The following is a 16792-nucleotide window of genomic DNA, read 5'->3' as shown; positions in this document are numbered from 1 at the left end:
CTGCGGCGCTATGTCCATGGCCCGGGCATGGACGAGCCGCTGGTGTGGTACGAGGGCAGCGGCACCAGCGGCCGGCGCTGGCTGCATGCCGACGAGCGCGGGAGCATCGTCGCGGTGAGCGACGGCACGGGCGCGCTGATCACGGTCAACAGCTATGACGAATATGGCGTGCCGGCGAGCGGCAATGTCGGGACGTTCGGCTATACCGGGCAGCTGTGGCTGCCGGAGTTGGGGGCGTATCACTACAAGGCGCGCATCTACAATCCGGCGCTCGGGCGGTTCATGCAGACCGATCCGATCGGGTACGGGGATGGGTTGAACCTCTATGGGTATGTGACGGGGGATCCGGTCAACAAGATTGATCCGCTCGGGCTACAGGAGGAACCTGATGCTACGATCACAGGAGCGCGCAACGAGGAATTAGGTTCCCTCGCTCGTCCATTAGCATCTTCATCATTCGTGCCCTTGCTTTCGCTAGTGCTCCCGGGGGAGGGAGTCGTTTACGATGAGAATTCACAGTCAGTCACCATCACGGTAAGTGGGATTGATCGTGGTCCCCTTTTTGGTGTCAATCCTAGGCCCGGAGTCCATAAGACGTGGGGTGTTGCAACCAACGGGATCGGTGATCCCTATGCGGCTCTCGACTATCTTGCCGTTTTAAACGGGGCACAGCCCCTTGAGCTAAAGAATGACTTGCGAGCCCTTCCTGCAGGCTGGCGTCAATCGCTCATTGCTGGAGGAAAAGGTTGGATGGTCAGGAATATTGCCACCGGTATTACGCTGCGCTTAACAGGCGGTAGATACCACATTACCTTCCCAGCAGGTACAATTGTTGCTCCGGGAATGGTATCGTACTTTGGTGAGGTCGTCCATTACAATGGACCTGTTAATCCGGGATTTTAAAATGATTATAAGGAAAATATCTCTGTACGACGCACATCCGGCTAAAGCATTTGCTCAGCCGTGCTATAGAGCAATAGCGTGCGCCGTAATTCATGATAGAGGCTCTTTATGTGCAATTCCTATCGAGGGTGATATTGAAAAATCGGTAGATCCTGACGTGGTAATATATCGATCTTCGAGTGTAGATATTAAACAAATATCAATAGAAATGGGGATGAATGTTAATAATATAGGAAATTTAGATGAAGAATTATGGGAAAATATTGAAATTTCTGTAGAAAAAACCCATGTGGATTTTTCAGGGCTCCTTGCGTATAGCGATCTAATGCATGACTCGTCCAGAATTAATGATAAAAATAACTACTGTATTATAACTACTCATGCGGGTCTGATAGAGATATTCACGGACAGAAAGATAATAACTCGTTGATATTTCTGGTCTACAAGGCATGGATGCGTTTCTGCCTTAACCTTACTTTTTCGCGTCACGTCCCCGGGGGGCGTAACACTTACGTTCCGGGGTTCGGGGGACACCACCCGTTCCGGGGACATGATAGGCGATTGCGTTCGGGCCATGTCGGTGTAGCCTTGCCGACACAGCCCGTCTTGCTCGCATCGTCATTCCCGGTGTTCCGCATCATGTGCACAGCGCGAGAATCGCTATCAGCCGGTGTTCTTCGTTGAGGAAGATGATGCAGCCCGTAGCATCATATTCATGGTCAGTTTCTCACGCTCGGCAAATCTCCTGCTCTCTACCGGCTCAGCCATGGTTAGCGCGCTCGCCCAAGCGTCGGCTTGGGCGCAGGCTCGATGGAGGACGGTGACGCTGGCAATCCCATTGGTCACCGGACGACCGGTGCGGGGATCGAGCGTGTGGGCGTAGATCGTGCCCTCCACCACGAAGCTCCGCCGATAATCCCCCGACGTAGCAACCGCCATCCCATGCAGTGCAATGCGTAGCGGCACTGCCTCTACCCCAGGCGGCACCTCGACATCGACCCACCAGGGCTGGCCATCGGGCTGGATGCCTTCGCCGACCAGCTCGCCGCCGATCTCGACGAGGAAGTCGAGACAGCCCAGCGCGCGCAGCCGGGCGGCGACGGCGTCGACCGCATAGCCCTTGGCAATGCCGGAGAGATCGAGCCGGACGGGGCGGGTGAGGCGGAGGCGCAGGAGCAGGGGATCGAAGTCGATCGCATCATAGCCGCACAGGGCGCGGGCGGCTTCGATCTCGGCTTCGGTCGGCAGGGCCGCGCCCCAAGCATTTCGAGGTCCGGGCGGGCCGAAGCCCCACAGGTCGACGGCGACGCCCATCGCCGGATCGAACGCGCCGTTCGAGCGCCTGGCGATGTCGAGCGCGATTCCCATCACCTGCGCGAATTCGGGGCCGATGCGGTGCCAGGTGCCGGGGGGTGCGTTGTTGATGCGGCTGAGCTGGGAAGTCGGCTCCCAATGGCTCATCTGGGCGATGATGGTGGCGAGCACCGCCTCGATCTCCGCCTGCACGTTCGCGGGCGGGGCGACGATCCTGGCCGACCAGGTGGTGCCCATCGTCTCGCCGCCGAGATGCACCACGGGCGCGTTCGCCCGCCGCCTGTGGAAGGCGGCGGGCGAGATCGCGTTGGGGATGATGACGCGGGGTTCGATCATGCTCAACCCGTCGTCATTCCCGCGAAGGCGGTAAGCCATTGGGACTGGCGGCGCGTTGCTTCTTCCAGCTCAGCCGGAATGGATCCCCGCCTTCGCGGGGATGACGGGATGAAAGATAGCACATGCCCCTTCTCGTTCAGGGCGCCATCACCTCGAGCGTTGTCACATAGCTGGCGCGGCGGCCGCCAGGTGCGGGTGGCGCGCCTTCCTCGGCACCGGCGGGACGCGGGGTGGTGACGTTGAGCCAGTACATGCCGGGATCGCCCCATTTCACCGTGACCTTGCCATCGGCGCCGGTCTTGAGGTCCTGCTGGTGGAGCTGGTCGCGATAGCGGATGCCGCCGGGGATGACGGTGACGGGCAGGCCCGAAGCTGGCTTGCCGTCGAGCAGGAACTGGAAGGTCGCGGGTTCGCCGGCGACGAGGTCGTTGGGGTGGGTGACCGGGACCAGCTCGATGCCTTTGCCAGTGGGCTTGAACACGGTCGCGGTCGGCTCGCCCGCGGTGACGAAGATCTCGTTGCGGTTGCTGGTCTCGGTCGTCCTCACGTCGGTCGCGCCCGCGGGGATGACCGCGGCGAGGGTGGCGGTGGTGGTGCCGCGCGGGATCCGCTTTTCCTCGCCATTGAGCTTGTAGCTGCCCATCACGCCGTCATTGGCGTAGAAGATCTTGTAGGTGCCGCGCTTGCCGATCTGCACGTCGAAGGTGGTGCGGTAGCGGCCCTGGGCGCGGTTCTTGACCTCGCCGGGGGCGCCGTCGGGGAGCAGCACGCTGATCTCCGCGCGCATCGGCTGGTGCTCGAAATAGAAGAGGTCGTTGGAGACGGCGGCGTCGACCGTGACCCAGACGTCGTCGCCCTCGCCCGAGACGACGGTCATCGACGGGAGCATCCACTGGCGGTGCGCCTGGACGGCGGCGGGAAGGGCGATCGCGATGCCGGCGGCGGCGATCAGGATGGCGCGGAACTTGATCATTGGTTTGGAACCCCTGTTAGAGTTTCATCGCCGTTCGCCCTGAGCCTGTCGAAGGGCTGCCCTACTTCCGAAGAAGAACAGGGCTTCGACAAGCTCAGCCCGAACGGAAAGTGTGGGTCGAATCAGCGCTTGACGGTGAGGGTGACGGCGCCGAGCTCGGACGCGCCGGCGGCGCGGGCGGTGCCGCCCTTGGGCAGCGAGAAGGGCAGGCGGAGCAGCTCGCGGCCGCCGACTTCGCGCGCGGCCTCGACCACCAGCGTGTAGTTGCCGGGAGCGAGCTGCGGCTTGAAGCTCAATTTGTGCGTGCCGGGGGCCTTGGTCGCGCCGGTGACGCCCGCCGCCGGGAACTTCATCGAACGGCCCGAGGCGCGCCACCACTGGCGGATGTCGCGCAGCCACTTCGTGCCCTCGTTCGCCTTCATGTCGTCGTCGTAGAAGACGGCGAGCGTCCTGGCGGGTGCGCCTTCCTTCTCGATCCAGATCGCCACATATGGCCGGTGATATTCGGCGACGCTGAGCCGCGGGATGGTGACGCTGACGTCGAGCGTCTGCGCCGCGGCCATGCTGGGCGCGAACAGGCCCGCGCCAATCGCGGTGGCGGTCAATCCGGTGATGCGAAGCTGCATGGCGGCGTTCCCCTAGTGGATGAAATAGACGGCCAGGATGGCGGGAATGATCAGGCCCGCGGCGACCAGCGGCCAGGTGCTCGGCCGGTGGCGCGCGTGGAGCTGAAGCAGGACGAGGCCCGTGAGCGAGAAGATCAAGCAGGCGACGACGAAGATGTCGATGAACCATTTCCACACGATGCCGGCATTGCGACCCTTGTGGAGATCGTTGAACCAGGCGATCCAGCCGCGGCTGGTGGTTTCATTGGTCACCTCGCCGGTCTCGCGGTCGATCGCGACCCAGCCGTCGCCCCCGGGGCGGGGGAGGGCAAGGTAGATTTCGTCCGAGGACCATTCGGCTTCGCCAGTGGCGCGGGTGACGGGCAGGTTTGCTTGCACCCAATCGGCGACGGGTCCGGGCAGCGGCTTCTTCGTATCCGGCAAGTCATCGGGTCCGATCGACGCGAGCAGCGGCGCCGGAAGCTGCACCTTCTTCTCGACCGTGACCGGGGATCCCTCGATCTCGGCGGCATGATTGAGCGTGAAGCCGGTGATCGCGAACAGCAGCAGGCCGATCAGGCTGATCGCCGAGCTGACCCAATGCCAGGTATGAAGCTGCTTCAGCCAGAAGGCTTTCCGGCTTTTCTTGCGAGGAGCTGGCTTGGCGGCGGCGGTGCCGTGCATTGCGGATGGAGGTTTCCAGTTGCGAGTCGTTCGCGGGATTAGCGAGAACGATTCGCAATTGCAACGTGTGGGGGCGATCGAATTCGCCCGCTGCTCATTGCCATTCCTCCCCCGGAGGGGGAGGTGACGCCGCGAAGCGGTGACGGAGGGGCTTCTCCACAAGCGATGCGGCTGGTGGTGAGCTACCCTTCACCATGCTTCGCATGGTCCCCCTCCCCTCCGGGGGAGGAACTGGGAGGCTACCGTCCCAGCAGCACGCGTGCCTGGCCGGCGATCTGAGCGAGCATTGCCGCGTTCGCCGCCGGAGCCTTGCGCGCGCGGTTCACCAGCGCGGCGAACTGGGCGACGCGGGGGGCGTGATCGGCGAGCCACACATCGACCGCGGCGCGCGGATCCTTGCCCTCGGCACGGGCGAGGAACTCGAGGCGAAGCTGCTGGAAATCGCGGGCGAGGCCTGCGATCAGCAACCGCTCCCACGGATCGCCCGCGACGATGCGTGCCGCCACCGCCTGCGCCCAGTCGAGCCCAAGCTCCTGGCCGAGATGGGTGAAGGCATGGGTCAGCTCGGTCTCGTCGATGCCGCGGCGCTGGCCGAGATCGGCGAGGCCGACCGCGCCGTCCAGCTCGAAGATGCGGACGATCTTCGTGACCAGATCATTCGGAGCGCCGGCTTCCTCCAGCTTGGCCGCGATGCGGCCCGACTGCGCGCGCGCTTCCTCCTTGAGCAGCTTCTTGGTCTGGCGGTCGAGGCCTGCGATGCCGGGCTTCAACCGCGCGATCAGTTCGCCCGGGCCTTCATCCGGTCGATCGACCCGCAGCAGGTCGGCGATCTGCGCGCGAGTCGCGACGGCGACCTCGTCGAGCAGCGCGAGACGCGCTTGCTCGCTGATCGCCGCGGTCTCGATCGCTTCCCAGATCGCGGGCAGGCCGAACAGCCGCTCGGCCACCACGAACATCGCGGCGATGTCGCGCAGCGACGCGCCTTCCTCCTCGGCCAGCTCGAACGGGTGGAGCACGCCGAGCCGGTTGACGATGCGGTTGGCGAGCTTGGTCGCGACGATCTCGCCGCGCAGGCGGTGCTCCTCGATCGGCTTCCTGAACTTCTTCTGCATCGCCGGCGGGAAGGCGGCGAGAAGGTCGGGCTCCAGCTCGGGATCGAGGCCCAGGCCGCCATCCTCGATCGCGTCCTGCAGCGCGAGCTTGGAGGTGGCGAGCAGCACCGCGAGCTCGGGCCGGGTGAGGCCGCGGCCTTCCTGCGCGCGGCGCAGATAGTCCTCGTTCGAGCCGAGGCCCTCGACCGCGCGGTCGAGCCGGCCGGCAGCCTCGAGGATCTCGATCACGCGCACGAAGCTCGGCACCGCGACCGCACCGTCATTCTCGAGGAAAGAGAGCGCGAGCGTCTGGAGGCGATTGTCCTCCAGCACGAGATGCGCGACATCGTCGGTCATGCTGGCGAGCAGCGTGTTGCGGTCGTCGATCTTCAGGCGGCCCTCGATCACCTCGCGATTGAGGGCGATCTTGATGTTCACCTCATTGTCCGAGCAGTCGACGCCCGCGGAGTTGTCGATGAAGTCGGTATTGATGCGCCCGCCGCGCAGCGAGAAGGCGATGCGCGCCGCCTGGGTGACGCCGAGGTTCGCGCCCTCGCCGATGGCGCGAGCGCGCAATTCCTCGGCATTGACGCGCAGGCGGTCGTTGGCGGGATCGCCGACCTCGACATGCGCTTCGGACGCGGCCTTCACATAGGTGCCGATGCCGCCGAACCAGATGAGGTCCACCGGCGCCTTGAGGATCGCGGAGATGAGCGCGTTGGGCTCCATCTCCTCGGCGTCGATGCCGAGCACTTCGCGGACCTGCGGGCTGAGCCTGATCACCTTCTCGGTGCGCGCGAACACGCCTCCGCCCTTGGAGATCAGGGCGGGGTCGTAATCGGCCCAGCTCGACCGCGGCAGCGCGAACATGCGCGAACGCTCGTCCCAGCTTGCCGCGGGGTCGGCGGGGTCGGGGTCGAGGAAGATATGGCGATGGTCGAAAGCCGCGACCAGTTTGATCGCCTTGGACAGCAGCATGCCGTTGCCGAACACGTCGCCCGACATGTCACCGCAGCCGGCGACGCGGATGCTCTGCGTCTGGACGTCGGTGCCCATTTCCAGGAAGTGGCGCTGGACGCTGACCCACGCGCCCTTGGCGGTGATGCCCATCGCCTTGTGATCGTAGCCGACCGAGCCGCCCGAGGCGAAGGCGTCGCCGAGCCAGAAGCTGCGCTCGATCGCGATCGCATTGGCGACATCGGAGAAGGTCGCCGTGCCCTTGTCCGCGGCGACGACGAAATAGGGGTCCTCGCCGTCATGGATCACGACGCTGTCGGGATGGACGACCTTGCCGCTGACGATGTTGTCAGTGATCGACAGCAGCGAGCGGATGAAGATGCGGTAGCTTTCCTTGCCCTCCTCGAACCACGCGTCGCGGTCGATCGCGGGCGAGGGGAGCTGTTTGGGATAGAAGCCGCCCTTCGCGCCGGTCGGCACGATCACGGCGTTCTTGACGCGCTGCGCCTTCATCAGCCCGAGGATCTCGGTGCGGAAATCGTCGCGCCGGTCGGACCAGCGCAGGCCGCCGCGCGCGACCGGGCCGGCGCGCAGATGGATGCCCTCGACCCGCGGCGAATAGACCCAGATCTCGCGCCAGGGGAGCGGGGCGGGAAGACCCGGCACCTTCGCGCTGTCGAGCTTGAAGGCGAGCGCCTCCGCTGCCGCGGGAGCGAATGCGTTGGTGCGCAGCGTGGCGCGGATCACGCCCGCGATGGCGCGCAGGATGCGGTCGTCGTCGATCGCGCTGACCGCGTCGAGGCCCGCGGCGATGGCCGCGTCGGCCGCCTTGATCGCCTCGGCGCTACCCTTGGTGCGGGCCGGATCGTGCGCGGCGGCAAAGCGCTCGACAAGCGCGGTCGCGACCGCAGGCGCGCGGCGCAATGCCTCGACCACGGTCACCAGGCCATAGGCGAGGCCGGTCTGGCGCAGATAGCGGAACCATGCGCGCAGCAGCACGACCGATGCAGGCGCGATGCCCGCTTCCACGATCAGGCGGTTGAAGGCGTCGTTCTCGGCGCGGCCTTCGAGCACGGCGGCGATCGCATCCTCGACGGTCGGGATATCCCCCTTGAGCCTCGCTTCTCCGGTGAGCTCGACCTCGAAGTCATGGATATAGGCACCGGCGTCACCGGGGAGCGCGGTCGGCACCTCCTCGATCACGCGGAAGCCGAAATTCTCGAACACCGGCACCGCGTCCGACAGCGGCAGCGGGCCGCCGAGGCGATAGAGCTTGATGCGCAGCTTGCCCGCCTGCTCGAAGAAGCGGACCGAGCGCGCACCGGCATCGGCGAGGCCGGCGATGCGGACGATGTCGCGCGCGGCTTCTTCGGGCGCGTTGTTGTTGCGGTAGCCGAGCGGGAAGGCGGGGGCGTAACGCAGCGCCAGGCGTGCGGCGCGGGTGGCGGCAAGGCCATCCTCGGCGAGCGCGCCTTCGACCGCGGGGAGCCAGCCGCGGACCATGCGCTCGAGCTCGGCATCGAGGGCGGCAGCATCGGGCATGCGGCCGTCGCCGCGCAGGTCGAGCGTATAGCGCAGCAGCGCGACCGGCCCGTCCTCGAGCGCGATCGACCAGCTGATCTGGGTCGCGCTGGCGGCGCGCTCCAGCATCTCGCCGATCGCGACGCGGCGGCCGGTCGAGACGTCGTCGCGGGGCAGCCAGACAAAGGCGAAGAGATGGCGGCCGAGCGCGCTGCGGATCAGCACCAGCTTCGAGCGCGGCCGATCGGTCACCGACATGGCGGTGAGCGCGATCTGCTCCAGCGCTTCCTGCGGGAAGGCGATGGTCAGGTCGTGCGGCAGGCCGGTCAGCGCATGCGCCAGCGCCTTGCCGGTATGCCCGCGCGGGTCGAAGCCGAACTTGGTCTCGAGCGCCGAGAGGCGCGCGCGCAGCACCGGCACCTCGTCGGGCGTCGAATGGAGCGCGGCGCTGGTCCAGAGACCGGCGTGGATCGACAGGCCGGTGACCTTGGCCCCGTCGCGCACCGGCACCAGCACCAGATCGAGCGGCGCGCGGCGGTGGACGGTGGAGATGAGGTTGGACTTGAGCAGCAAAGGCGGCTGCCCGCCCTTCTCGAACCATTCGACCGCCAGCGCGCGCGAGGCGTCGGCGAGCAAGGGCGTGTCGAGCTTCATGCGGCAGATGCCTGATGCGTCGGTGATTTGGCCGTCGACATGCCAGGTCTCATGCCCGACCAGCGTCATGCTGCCGCCCTGGAACCAGCGCAGCAGCGACGAGCCCTCGGGGTCGCCGACGCGGTTGGCGTCGTCGCTCATCGCGCGGCGCAGCTCGGGCCAGTCGGTCACCGCAGCGCGGACATGGCCGAGGTTGCGCTCGAGATCGCGAACAAGCCCGGTGCGGTCGCGCGCGTCGGCGCGCTCCAGCTCCATATAGACCATCGATTCGCGGGCGCCGCCGGCGCCGATGCCGGTCAGCGCGCCGTCGCCCGCGCGCTCGACGGCGACGACGGGGTGGATCACGCGGCGGATGGCGATGTCGTGGGCGGCGATGGTGGCGGAGATCGAATCGACGAGGAAGGGCATGTCGTCGTTGACGACGGCGAGGCGCATCGTGCGGCTGTCCTCGCCCAGGCCGGTCTCGAGCGCGATGCCCGGCACGCCCGGCGGACGGGTCGCGGCGGCCTCCGCGACGAACCGGGCGGCAGCGGCGCGCTCGGCATCGCCGAACCCCTCAAGCTCTCCCGGCAGGGCTCCATCGGTAAGACGCGCTTGCAGCGCATCGGCGAGCGTCTTGATCGGCTTGCTCATGCCCGCGGGCTATGCGCCGGGACGCGGCGCGGCTCAAGGCTTGCTGCACTGCAACGTCACAATTGAGACGAAGTTGCGATGCTACCGGTAGTAATCGACACAAAACTGCGCGGCAGCTGCGGACGCGCTAAGTCCGTGTCGGTGGCGTCACGAGAATCGGGTACGGATCAGGCCGCAGCCTTGCGCACCGCGCGTTCGGCGAAGGCGGCATCGCCGTCGACCTTGGCAACGACGTCGAGCATCCCGTCGCTGCCGGCGCGCGCCAGCAGCACCACGAACTCGGAGTCGCCCGCCTCGATCTCGACATGGGCGAGGGGCGGGCGGCTGCGCAGCTCTTCGGCAGCGCGCGCATAGATATCGGGCTTGGATGCGGGTTTGCGCAACGCGCGCTCGGCCTTGACGATCGCCTTGATGCCGCCCGGCTCGGCGGTGAGGAAGGCGTCGAGCCCGCCCTCGGCCACGTCGTTGCGGCGGGCGTTGTTCAGGACCGCGGCGAATTCGGTGAGGCGTGTCTTGTCGTAATCGGGGCCGAAGACGAGCTTGACCGCCGCGGTCATCGGCGCGCGCGCCTGGACCGTGATCGAAGCCTCGGTGAGGAGCTCGGCATAGCCGGCCTCGTCCGATTCGGCGGCACGCGTGAAATCATAGGCGCGCGACAGGGCGCGATAGAGCGAGGCGTGGCTGCGGACATCGGCGGCACGGGCCATCGCGGCGCTTTCGCGGGCGAGCATCAGCCGGCCGGCAAGCGTATCGGGAACTTCCGCGACGTCGTCGTGCGGCACTGCGGGTTCGGGATGCTCTTCGGCAATCGGCGCGCTGGGGCCGTCCGCCCAGACCGGTGCTGCGGCCGCGGGCGGCGGCGCCGCGCGGCGCGCTTCCTCGACCTCGCGCTCGAGCCGTGCCTGCGTCTCGGCGTCGACCATCTCCTTCCAGTTGATCACGCCATAGATGAAGTCGATCGTGTCCTCGTCCGAGGAATAGGGCATCAGGATGCCGCGATAGAGGGTGTTGTGCCCGCGCTGGCCGACGAACTCGGCCTCGAAGCCGATCGGCGCGCGATTGGCGATGATCTGCAGATAATGATCGGTCAGGCGCGAGAGCAGCGACCGGCTCGGTACCTCGGCGACATGGGTGATCAGGCTGGTGACGCCGCATTCCTCGCGCAGCGATGCGCCGAGATAGCGGATCGCCGGATTCTCGACCCCGCCGCTGAAGTCGAGCAGCACGCTGTGCGGGCCGAAGTCGGCGATGCTCTCCGGATCGAGATCCTCGATCGACGGATAGGCGCGCCCGCGCAGCAACGAAACCCAATGGTTGTATGCGCGCACATGCATGCGGCGCTCGTCGGTGCCGATTTCGAGCTGGTGCCGGCCGCCGTCCGAATCGCCGACGCCATTGTCGTCGTGGCCGGTTTGGTGGCGGTCTTCGAGTCCGCGGGTATCCATGCGCATGCTCCACAGAGGGACGAAGCCCTCGAACCTGCCGAGTCTGCGCATGCCATGGTAAATCTTGCGTAAAGATGCGGGCAGGCTTTTCACGCGCATTTGCGACGCTTGTCAGCCGCCGAAGAGGCTGGTAAGCGCCGCCACCTTCTCCGGCGGTTCACGCCGGACGGGCCGCTTTAGCTCAGTTGGTAGAGCATCGCATTCGTAATGCGGGGGTCACAGGTTCGAGTCCTGTAAGCGGCACCATCCCTTCCATACCTGCTGCATCGAGCAGCCTCGCCGAAGCGGACTGTACCCGTCTCCGGATCGTGGAATGCGGCTAATCGCCGAACCGGACAGGTGAAGTCGTAGCTGCGACCGCCGCTAGACTATCCCGATCGGAATGGAGCGGGAGCTGGCTTTGGAACTGAACGTGCGCGTGGAAAGCTGGCCGATGCGGTCGCCGTTCCGCATTTCGGGCAAGGAATTCACGACTGCGGAGGACAGCCGCTCCGATGATATCATCATCACGGGCGTGCAGTCCCAGCGGGCGGGGAAGACGGCGGTGCCGCTGCTCGAGACGCCGCAGAACATCCAGGTCCTGTCCACCGCCCTGCTCGAGGATCAGGCGTCAACCTGCTGGACGGCGCATTGCGCAACGTTGCCGGCGTTTCGGCGGGGCGGCGTGGCTCGCGCCGATGACCTGCTCCGCATCCGGTCATCGCGGCCGATCGTGCCGGCAAGGGCGAGTTCAACGACATGCGGCTCGCGCATGGCTATGTCGCCGCGACCGAGGTGACGGGCCGCATTCCTCCGCCGTCCGGCATCCCGGTGACCGTCATCACGCAGGGCGCGGCCGATTTGCCGGCGGGCGAGCAGGGGCCAAGGCGTTGGCGCGAGGGGCATCTCGCGCTTGCCGCGGCCACCGGCGGACGCATGATCTACGCGGACGGCGCCGGCCTGGCGAAAAAAGCGGGCGGAGAAATGGCCGCCGCGCGTCTAATATCCCCAAGCTGGCGATGCGAGGGCGTATGGGCGCTGCATATGGAAAGGATGTGGTCGAGCTGGGGCGGGAGTTCCGCCCGGCCCTGATGGCGTTCTTTCTCCGTCGCGTACACGATCACGCCGAAGCCGAAGACCTGACTCAGGAAGTTTTCTCGCGCATTGCAGCGCAGCCCGACACGGCGTTGCGCTCGGGCAGCGCCTATCTGTTCCAGATTGCCGCGAACCTGCTGCGCGACCGGGCCCGGCGCCGGCAGGTGCGGCGCAATTATCGCGAGACGCTTGGGCAGATCGACAGCGAGGCGGTCGAGCTGATCGATCCGTTTCGCGTGACCGCTGGGCATAGCTCGATCGCCGCGTTGCGCGCGGCGCTGGACGAGCTCGACCCTACCACCTCGGCGATCTTCGTACTGTATCGCCTTGAATATATGAGCAAGGATGTGATCGCGGAGAGCTTTGGCATTACCGTGCGCACGGTGGAGAAGCACCTGACCCGGGCCATGGCGCAGCTCACGGCGCGGCTGGGAGATGCGATTTGAGCCCGCGCGCGCTTTCGGCCGAACGGCTCGAAGCCGCCGCTGCGTGGTGCCTTGAGCTGGCGGACGGGCCGTTGCCGGGGGTACGGCAGCGCGCGCTCGACGCCTGGCTGGCGGAAAGCCCTGAAAATCTCGCGGCGTTTGAACGGTCGAGCAATCTATGGCGACAGGTGGGGGAAGGGGCGGCTTCGCCCGAACTGGTCGCTGTGCGGCAGCGGGCGCTAGCGACGTTCCGGCGGCGAAACCAGTGGCGTTGGGCGCGGCGGGCGGTGACCAGCCGCGCGATGACCGCGGCGGCCGCAACGGTCCTCGCCATCGGGGGAGCGGCCTGGTGGTGGCAGGCTGCACCGGACGTCTATCGGACCGGCCTCGGGGAACGGCGTGTCGTGATGCTCGACGACGGATCGCGCGCATCATTGGACGCCGCGACCGAGGTGGATGTTCGCCTGCACGGCGACCGGCGAGAATTGCAGCTGATATCCGGCAGGGCAAAATTCGACGTCGCCAAGGATCCGCTGAAGCCGTTCAGCGTGCGCGCGGGCGACAAGCTGGTCGTGGCGACGGGCACCTCGTTCAGCATGGAGATGGTCAACGGCAAGCTGCGCGTGATCCTCTATGAGGGCCGCGTCGTGGTGCTCGACCTGCCGGCCGGCGCGAAGCGCGGCGCGGAGATACTGCCGGCGAAGATCGCCGGCGAAGACGCCGCGCTGCTGCCCGGCCGTGAGCTGGTCGTCGGCATGTCCGTCCAGTCGCCGGCGCAACTGACCGAGGCTGATCCGGTGCGTTCGCTGGCTTGGGAAAACGGACAGCTGGTGTTTGAGGACGAGCCGCTCAGTCTCGCCGTGGGCAGGATCAATCGCTATTCGGCGCGGCGCATCGAGCTCAGGGGCGTGGCGGGGCGGATGCGCGTGAACGGGGTGTTCAACACCGGCGACGTCGAGGCCTTTGCCACCGGCGTGGAGCAGACCCTGCCGGTGCGCGTGATCCGTGAGGGCGACGTCATCACGATCGCGCCGCAATAAAATTACCTTTCTGCTGGTCCGGTCATTTTCTTCGAGTTGGCCCGGGCGGGATTTCGGACATGGCGCGTCTTATCCCCCCAGGCGCATCGAGACGCCGGTTCAGGGGGAATGAAGATGACCATGACGCGAAGCATCCAGGCCCTTGCATATTCGACGGCGGCGATTGCGCTGGCGATGCCGGTAGCGGCCGCGGCGCAGGCGCAAATCTACAGCTTCAACATCCCGGCGCAGGATCTGGCGTCCGCGCTGCGGCAATTCGCGCAGACATCGCGCCAGCAGCTCTCGTTCAGCGGCGAGCTGTTGCGCGGAATGCGCAGCGTGCCGCTGCAGGGTGCGCACAGCGTCGATGGCGGGCTCGCGATCCTGCTGCGCGGCACCGGCCTCAGCGTGCGCCGCGCCGGCCGCGTACTGGTGATCGGCAAGAGTGAGCCGGCTTTGTCGGCGGTGTCGATACAGCCGTCGCCCGTGCGCAGCCAGGAAGTCGCAACCGCGCCGCAGGCGTCGCCGGCAGACGCCGAGGCGCGTGAGCCCGAGATCGTCATTTCCGGATCGCGCATCGACCGGCCGGGTTTTGAATCCCCGACGCCTTTGACCCGCGTCAGTGCCGAGGAACTTGGCGTCGGGAGCCGCGCCAATGTCGGTGCGGCGCTCGCCGATTTGCCGCAGTTCAAGGCGGGGCAGTCGCCGCAGACCTCGGGCACCAACGCGCAGGCGGGCCGGATGCCGGTCGATCTGCGCGGTCTCGGCGCGGCACGTACGCTGGTGCTGCTCGACGGCCGCCGCTTCGCCAGCGACAACGATTTGAGCACGATCCCCTCGGTGCTGGTCAAGAATGTCGATATCGTCACCGGTGGCGCGTCGGCGGCCTGGGGTTCGGGCGCGGTCGCGGGCGTGGTCAACATCCTGCTTGATCATGATCTGAACGGCTTTCGGCTGGGCGCCGAAGCCGGCATCTCGACCGAATATGGTGATGCGGGGCAGCGCAGGCTGGAGGCGGCGTTCGGCACCGATTTCGCAGGCGGCCGCGGCCATTTCATGATCGGCGGCGAGTATCTCGAGAATGACGGCCTGATGACCAAGACCGCACGCGAGAATACCGGGCGCTGGGTGCTGATAACGCAGAACGGCGTCTCTACGCTGACGCCCAATGTCGGCTACGCCAACGCGCTGATCGGCGGACTCATCCTGAGCGGCGTCAACGCCGGCAAGGGGTTCAACCCCGACGGTACGCTGCGCACTCCGTCGCTCGGCACCACCGTCGGCGCGAACATGATCGGCGGCGAGGCACCGTCGGACGACGAATACAGCCCGCTGGCGACGCCGCAGAAGCGCGTCGCGGGCCTGATCAACCTGTCGTACGAGGTGTTCGACAATGCCAAGCTGACGGTCGAAGGCCGCTATTCGCGCTATTGGGGCAACTACACCTGGTTCGGCGACCACAATCGCGGCGGCGTCACGATCCAGCGCGACAATGCCTTCCTGCGCCCCGAAATCCGCCAGCAGATGCTGCTGGCTGGCCAGACCAGCTTCACCATGGGCCGCTTCAACTCCGATCTCTCCTACACCACGATCGATCTGGAGCGCGAAGCCTATCAGGGAACGATCGCGCTCGACGGCAGCTTCGGCGGCGGCAAGTGGCGCTACGGCCTCTACTATAGTCACGGCGAGTATCAGAACAACATCGACACGCCTGGCTTCCGCCTGACGAACGAGTTCGCCAACGCGGTGGATTCGGTGATCGGCCCGGGCGGAACGCCGGTCTGCCGCATCGCGCTGACCGATCCCTCGACCAATTGCGTGCCGCTCAATCTGTTCGGCTATGGCGCGCCCTCGGCGGCGGCGATCGACTATGTCACCGGCACGCCGTCGTCGCGCGCGACCACCAAGCTCGATACCTTCGGCATCAGCCTGCGCGGCGAGCCGTTCGAGCTGTGGGCAGGCCCCGTCTCGATCGCGATGGGCCTCGAGGGGCGTTGGGAATCGGTCGAATCGGTGTCCGGCGCGCTCGACCGGGCGCGCGCCTTCACCACCTTCCAGTTCGGTGAGCTCGCGGGCAAGGATTCGGTCAAGGAAGCGTTCGGCGAAGTGGTGATCCCGCTGCTCAAGGACGTGCCGTTCTTCCACAAGCTCGAGTTCAACGGCGCGGCGCGCTATTCCGACTATCGCAACAGCGGCGGCATCTGGTCATGGAAGCTCGGCGCGACGAACGAGTTCGTTCCCGGCGTGATCGGCCGCGTGACCCGATCCCGCGATATCCGCGCGCCATCCCTGAGCGAGCTCTACAGCACCCAGACGATCAGCTACGTCAACATCATCGACGTCAACCCGGTCACCAATGTGAGCCAGACGGTCAACGTGCTGATCAACGGCGGCGGCAACCCGGACCTGCTGCCCGAGGAGGCGGACACCTGGACCGCGGGCGTTACCACTTCACCGCTGCGCGGGCTGACCGCCTCGCTCGACTATTTCGACATCACCATCAACGGCGTGATCGCGTCGGTCGGCGCGCAGGATCTGGTCAATCGCTGCCGCGGCGGCAATCAGGAGTTGTGCGCGCGCGTGTTCCGCGACGCTGGCGGCAACCTGCTGCGCGTCCAGTCCAACTCGGTCAACCTGCAACGCTACCACACCAATGGTGTCGATGGTGAGATCGCCTACACCACCTCGCTGAATGGTGATCCCGGCCGCCGGCTCAACTTTCGTGTGGTTGGCACATGGGTGAACAGCCTGAGCATCGACGACGGTCTCGCCAAAATCGAATATATCAAGAATACAAGCTACGCCTTCGTGACCGGCATGCCCGACTGGCGCGTCAACGGCAGCATCGGCTATGCCGACAACGGCTTCAATGCACTGGTACGCGCACGCTACATCGCGCCGGGCTATTACAACCGGAACCAGAACATCACCAACAACCGGGTGCCGGCCTACACCTATGTCGACCTGCAGCTCAGCAAGACGATCAAGGCGGGCGATCGGGAAATCGATGTCTATGCCAACGTCTCGAACCTGTTCGACAAGGATCCGCCGATCGCCTCGCTGTTCTCGCCCTTCTACGATACCGTCGGGCGGTTCGTGACCGTCGGTGCGCGTATTCGTCTGTAAGGGGGGCAAGGAATGCAGGGGCGCCGTTCGCT

13 protein-coding genes and 1 tRNA gene are annotated in these 16792 nt (G+C 66.1%); 8 read left to right on the top strand and 6 right to left on the bottom strand.

Features of this window, described 5'->3' with window-relative positions; all coding sequences use genetic code 11:
* On the top strand, positions 1-903 hold a 903-nt coding region (locus tag VGD28_RS16195; RefSeq protein WP_331029388.1), incomplete at its 5' end, for an RHS repeat-associated core domain-containing protein.
* Positions 878-1333 (top strand): hypothetical protein, encoded by a 456-nt coding sequence (locus VGD28_RS16190; protein ID WP_331029387.1) that lies wholly within the window; start codon positions 878-880, stop codon positions 1331-1333. The genes VGD28_RS16195 and VGD28_RS16190, both read left to right, overlap by 26 nt.
* A gap of 233 nt (positions 1334-1566) precedes the next feature.
* Here VGD28_RS16190 and VGD28_RS16185 read toward each other — a convergent pair whose 3' ends face one another.
* The 6 genes from VGD28_RS16185 to VGD28_RS16160 all read right to left on the bottom strand — a co-directional run bounded on the left by VGD28_RS16185 (position 1567) and on the right by VGD28_RS16160 (position 11116).
* Positions 1567-2553, bottom strand: a complete 987-nt coding sequence (locus tag VGD28_RS16185; RefSeq protein WP_331029386.1) for an FAD:protein FMN transferase — start codon at positions 2551-2553, stop codon at positions 1567-1569.
* Between the two features lie 136 nt (positions 2554-2689).
* Positions 2690-3526: a DUF4198 domain-containing protein gene (locus tag VGD28_RS16180; RefSeq protein ID WP_331029385.1), complete on the bottom strand. Its 837-nt coding sequence runs from the start codon at positions 3524-3526 to the stop codon at positions 2690-2692.
* 122 nt (positions 3527-3648) lie between these two features.
* The gene (locus VGD28_RS16175) at positions 3649-4152 is read right to left on the bottom strand and encodes a DUF2271 domain-containing protein (protein WP_331029384.1); all 504 of its coding nucleotides are present in this window, start codon (positions 4150-4152) and stop codon (positions 3649-3651) included.
* A 12-nt stretch (positions 4153-4164) separates the two neighbouring features.
* The gene (locus VGD28_RS16170) at positions 4165-4815 is read right to left on the bottom strand and encodes a PepSY-associated TM helix domain-containing protein (RefSeq protein ID WP_331029383.1); all 651 of its coding nucleotides are present in this window, start codon (positions 4813-4815) and stop codon (positions 4165-4167) included.
* Positions 4816-5054: 239 nt separating this feature from the next.
* Positions 5055-9671 carry an NAD-glutamate dehydrogenase gene (locus VGD28_RS16165; protein ID WP_331029382.1) on the bottom strand — a complete coding sequence of 1539 codons (4617 nt, stop codon included), beginning with the start codon at positions 9669-9671 and terminating at the stop codon, positions 5055-5057.
* Positions 9672-9838: 167 nt separating this feature from the next.
* Positions 9839-11116: a hypothetical protein gene (locus tag VGD28_RS16160; protein ID WP_331029381.1), complete on the bottom strand. Its 1278-nt coding sequence runs from the start codon at positions 11114-11116 to the stop codon at positions 9839-9841.
* 170 nt (positions 11117-11286) lie between these two features.
* Between VGD28_RS16160 and VGD28_RS16155 the strand changes: the two genes are divergently transcribed.
* The 6 genes from VGD28_RS16155 (at position 11287) to VGD28_RS16130 (ending at position 16760) form a co-directional block, all read left to right on the top strand.
* Positions 11287-11362, top strand: a tRNA-Thr gene (locus tag VGD28_RS16155).
* A 136-nt stretch (positions 11363-11498) separates the two neighbouring features.
* Positions 11499-11894, top strand: a complete 396-nt coding sequence (locus tag VGD28_RS16150) for a hypothetical protein (RefSeq protein ID WP_331029380.1) — start codon at positions 11499-11501, stop codon at positions 11892-11894.
* Positions 11855-12187, top strand: a complete 333-nt coding sequence (locus tag VGD28_RS16145; protein ID WP_331029379.1) for a hypothetical protein — start codon at positions 11855-11857, stop codon at positions 12185-12187. The genes VGD28_RS16150 and VGD28_RS16145 overlap by 40 nt, the downstream gene beginning before the upstream one ends.
* Entirely contained in the window at positions 12187-12636 is a 450-nt protein-coding gene (locus tag VGD28_RS16140; RefSeq protein WP_331029378.1) for an RNA polymerase sigma factor, read from the top strand. Before VGD28_RS16145 ends, VGD28_RS16140 begins: the two co-directional genes overlap by 1 nt.
* Positions 12633-13655 (top strand): FecR family protein, encoded by a 1023-nt coding sequence (locus VGD28_RS16135; protein WP_331029377.1) that lies wholly within the window; start codon positions 12633-12635, stop codon positions 13653-13655. Before VGD28_RS16140 ends, VGD28_RS16135 begins: the two co-directional genes overlap by 4 nt.
* A 114-nt stretch (positions 13656-13769) precedes the next feature.
* Entirely contained in the window at positions 13770-16760 is a 2991-nt protein-coding gene (locus VGD28_RS16130; protein WP_331029376.1) for a TonB-dependent receptor domain-containing protein, read from the top strand.
* Positions 16761-16792 lie beyond the last annotated feature (32 nt).

It is taken from the genome of Sphingomonas sp., assembly GCF_036402235.1.
GTDB lineage: Bacteria > Pseudomonadota > Alphaproteobacteria > Sphingomonadales > Sphingomonadaceae > Sphingomonas.
This window is presented reverse-complemented; position numbering and strand designations above follow the sequence as displayed.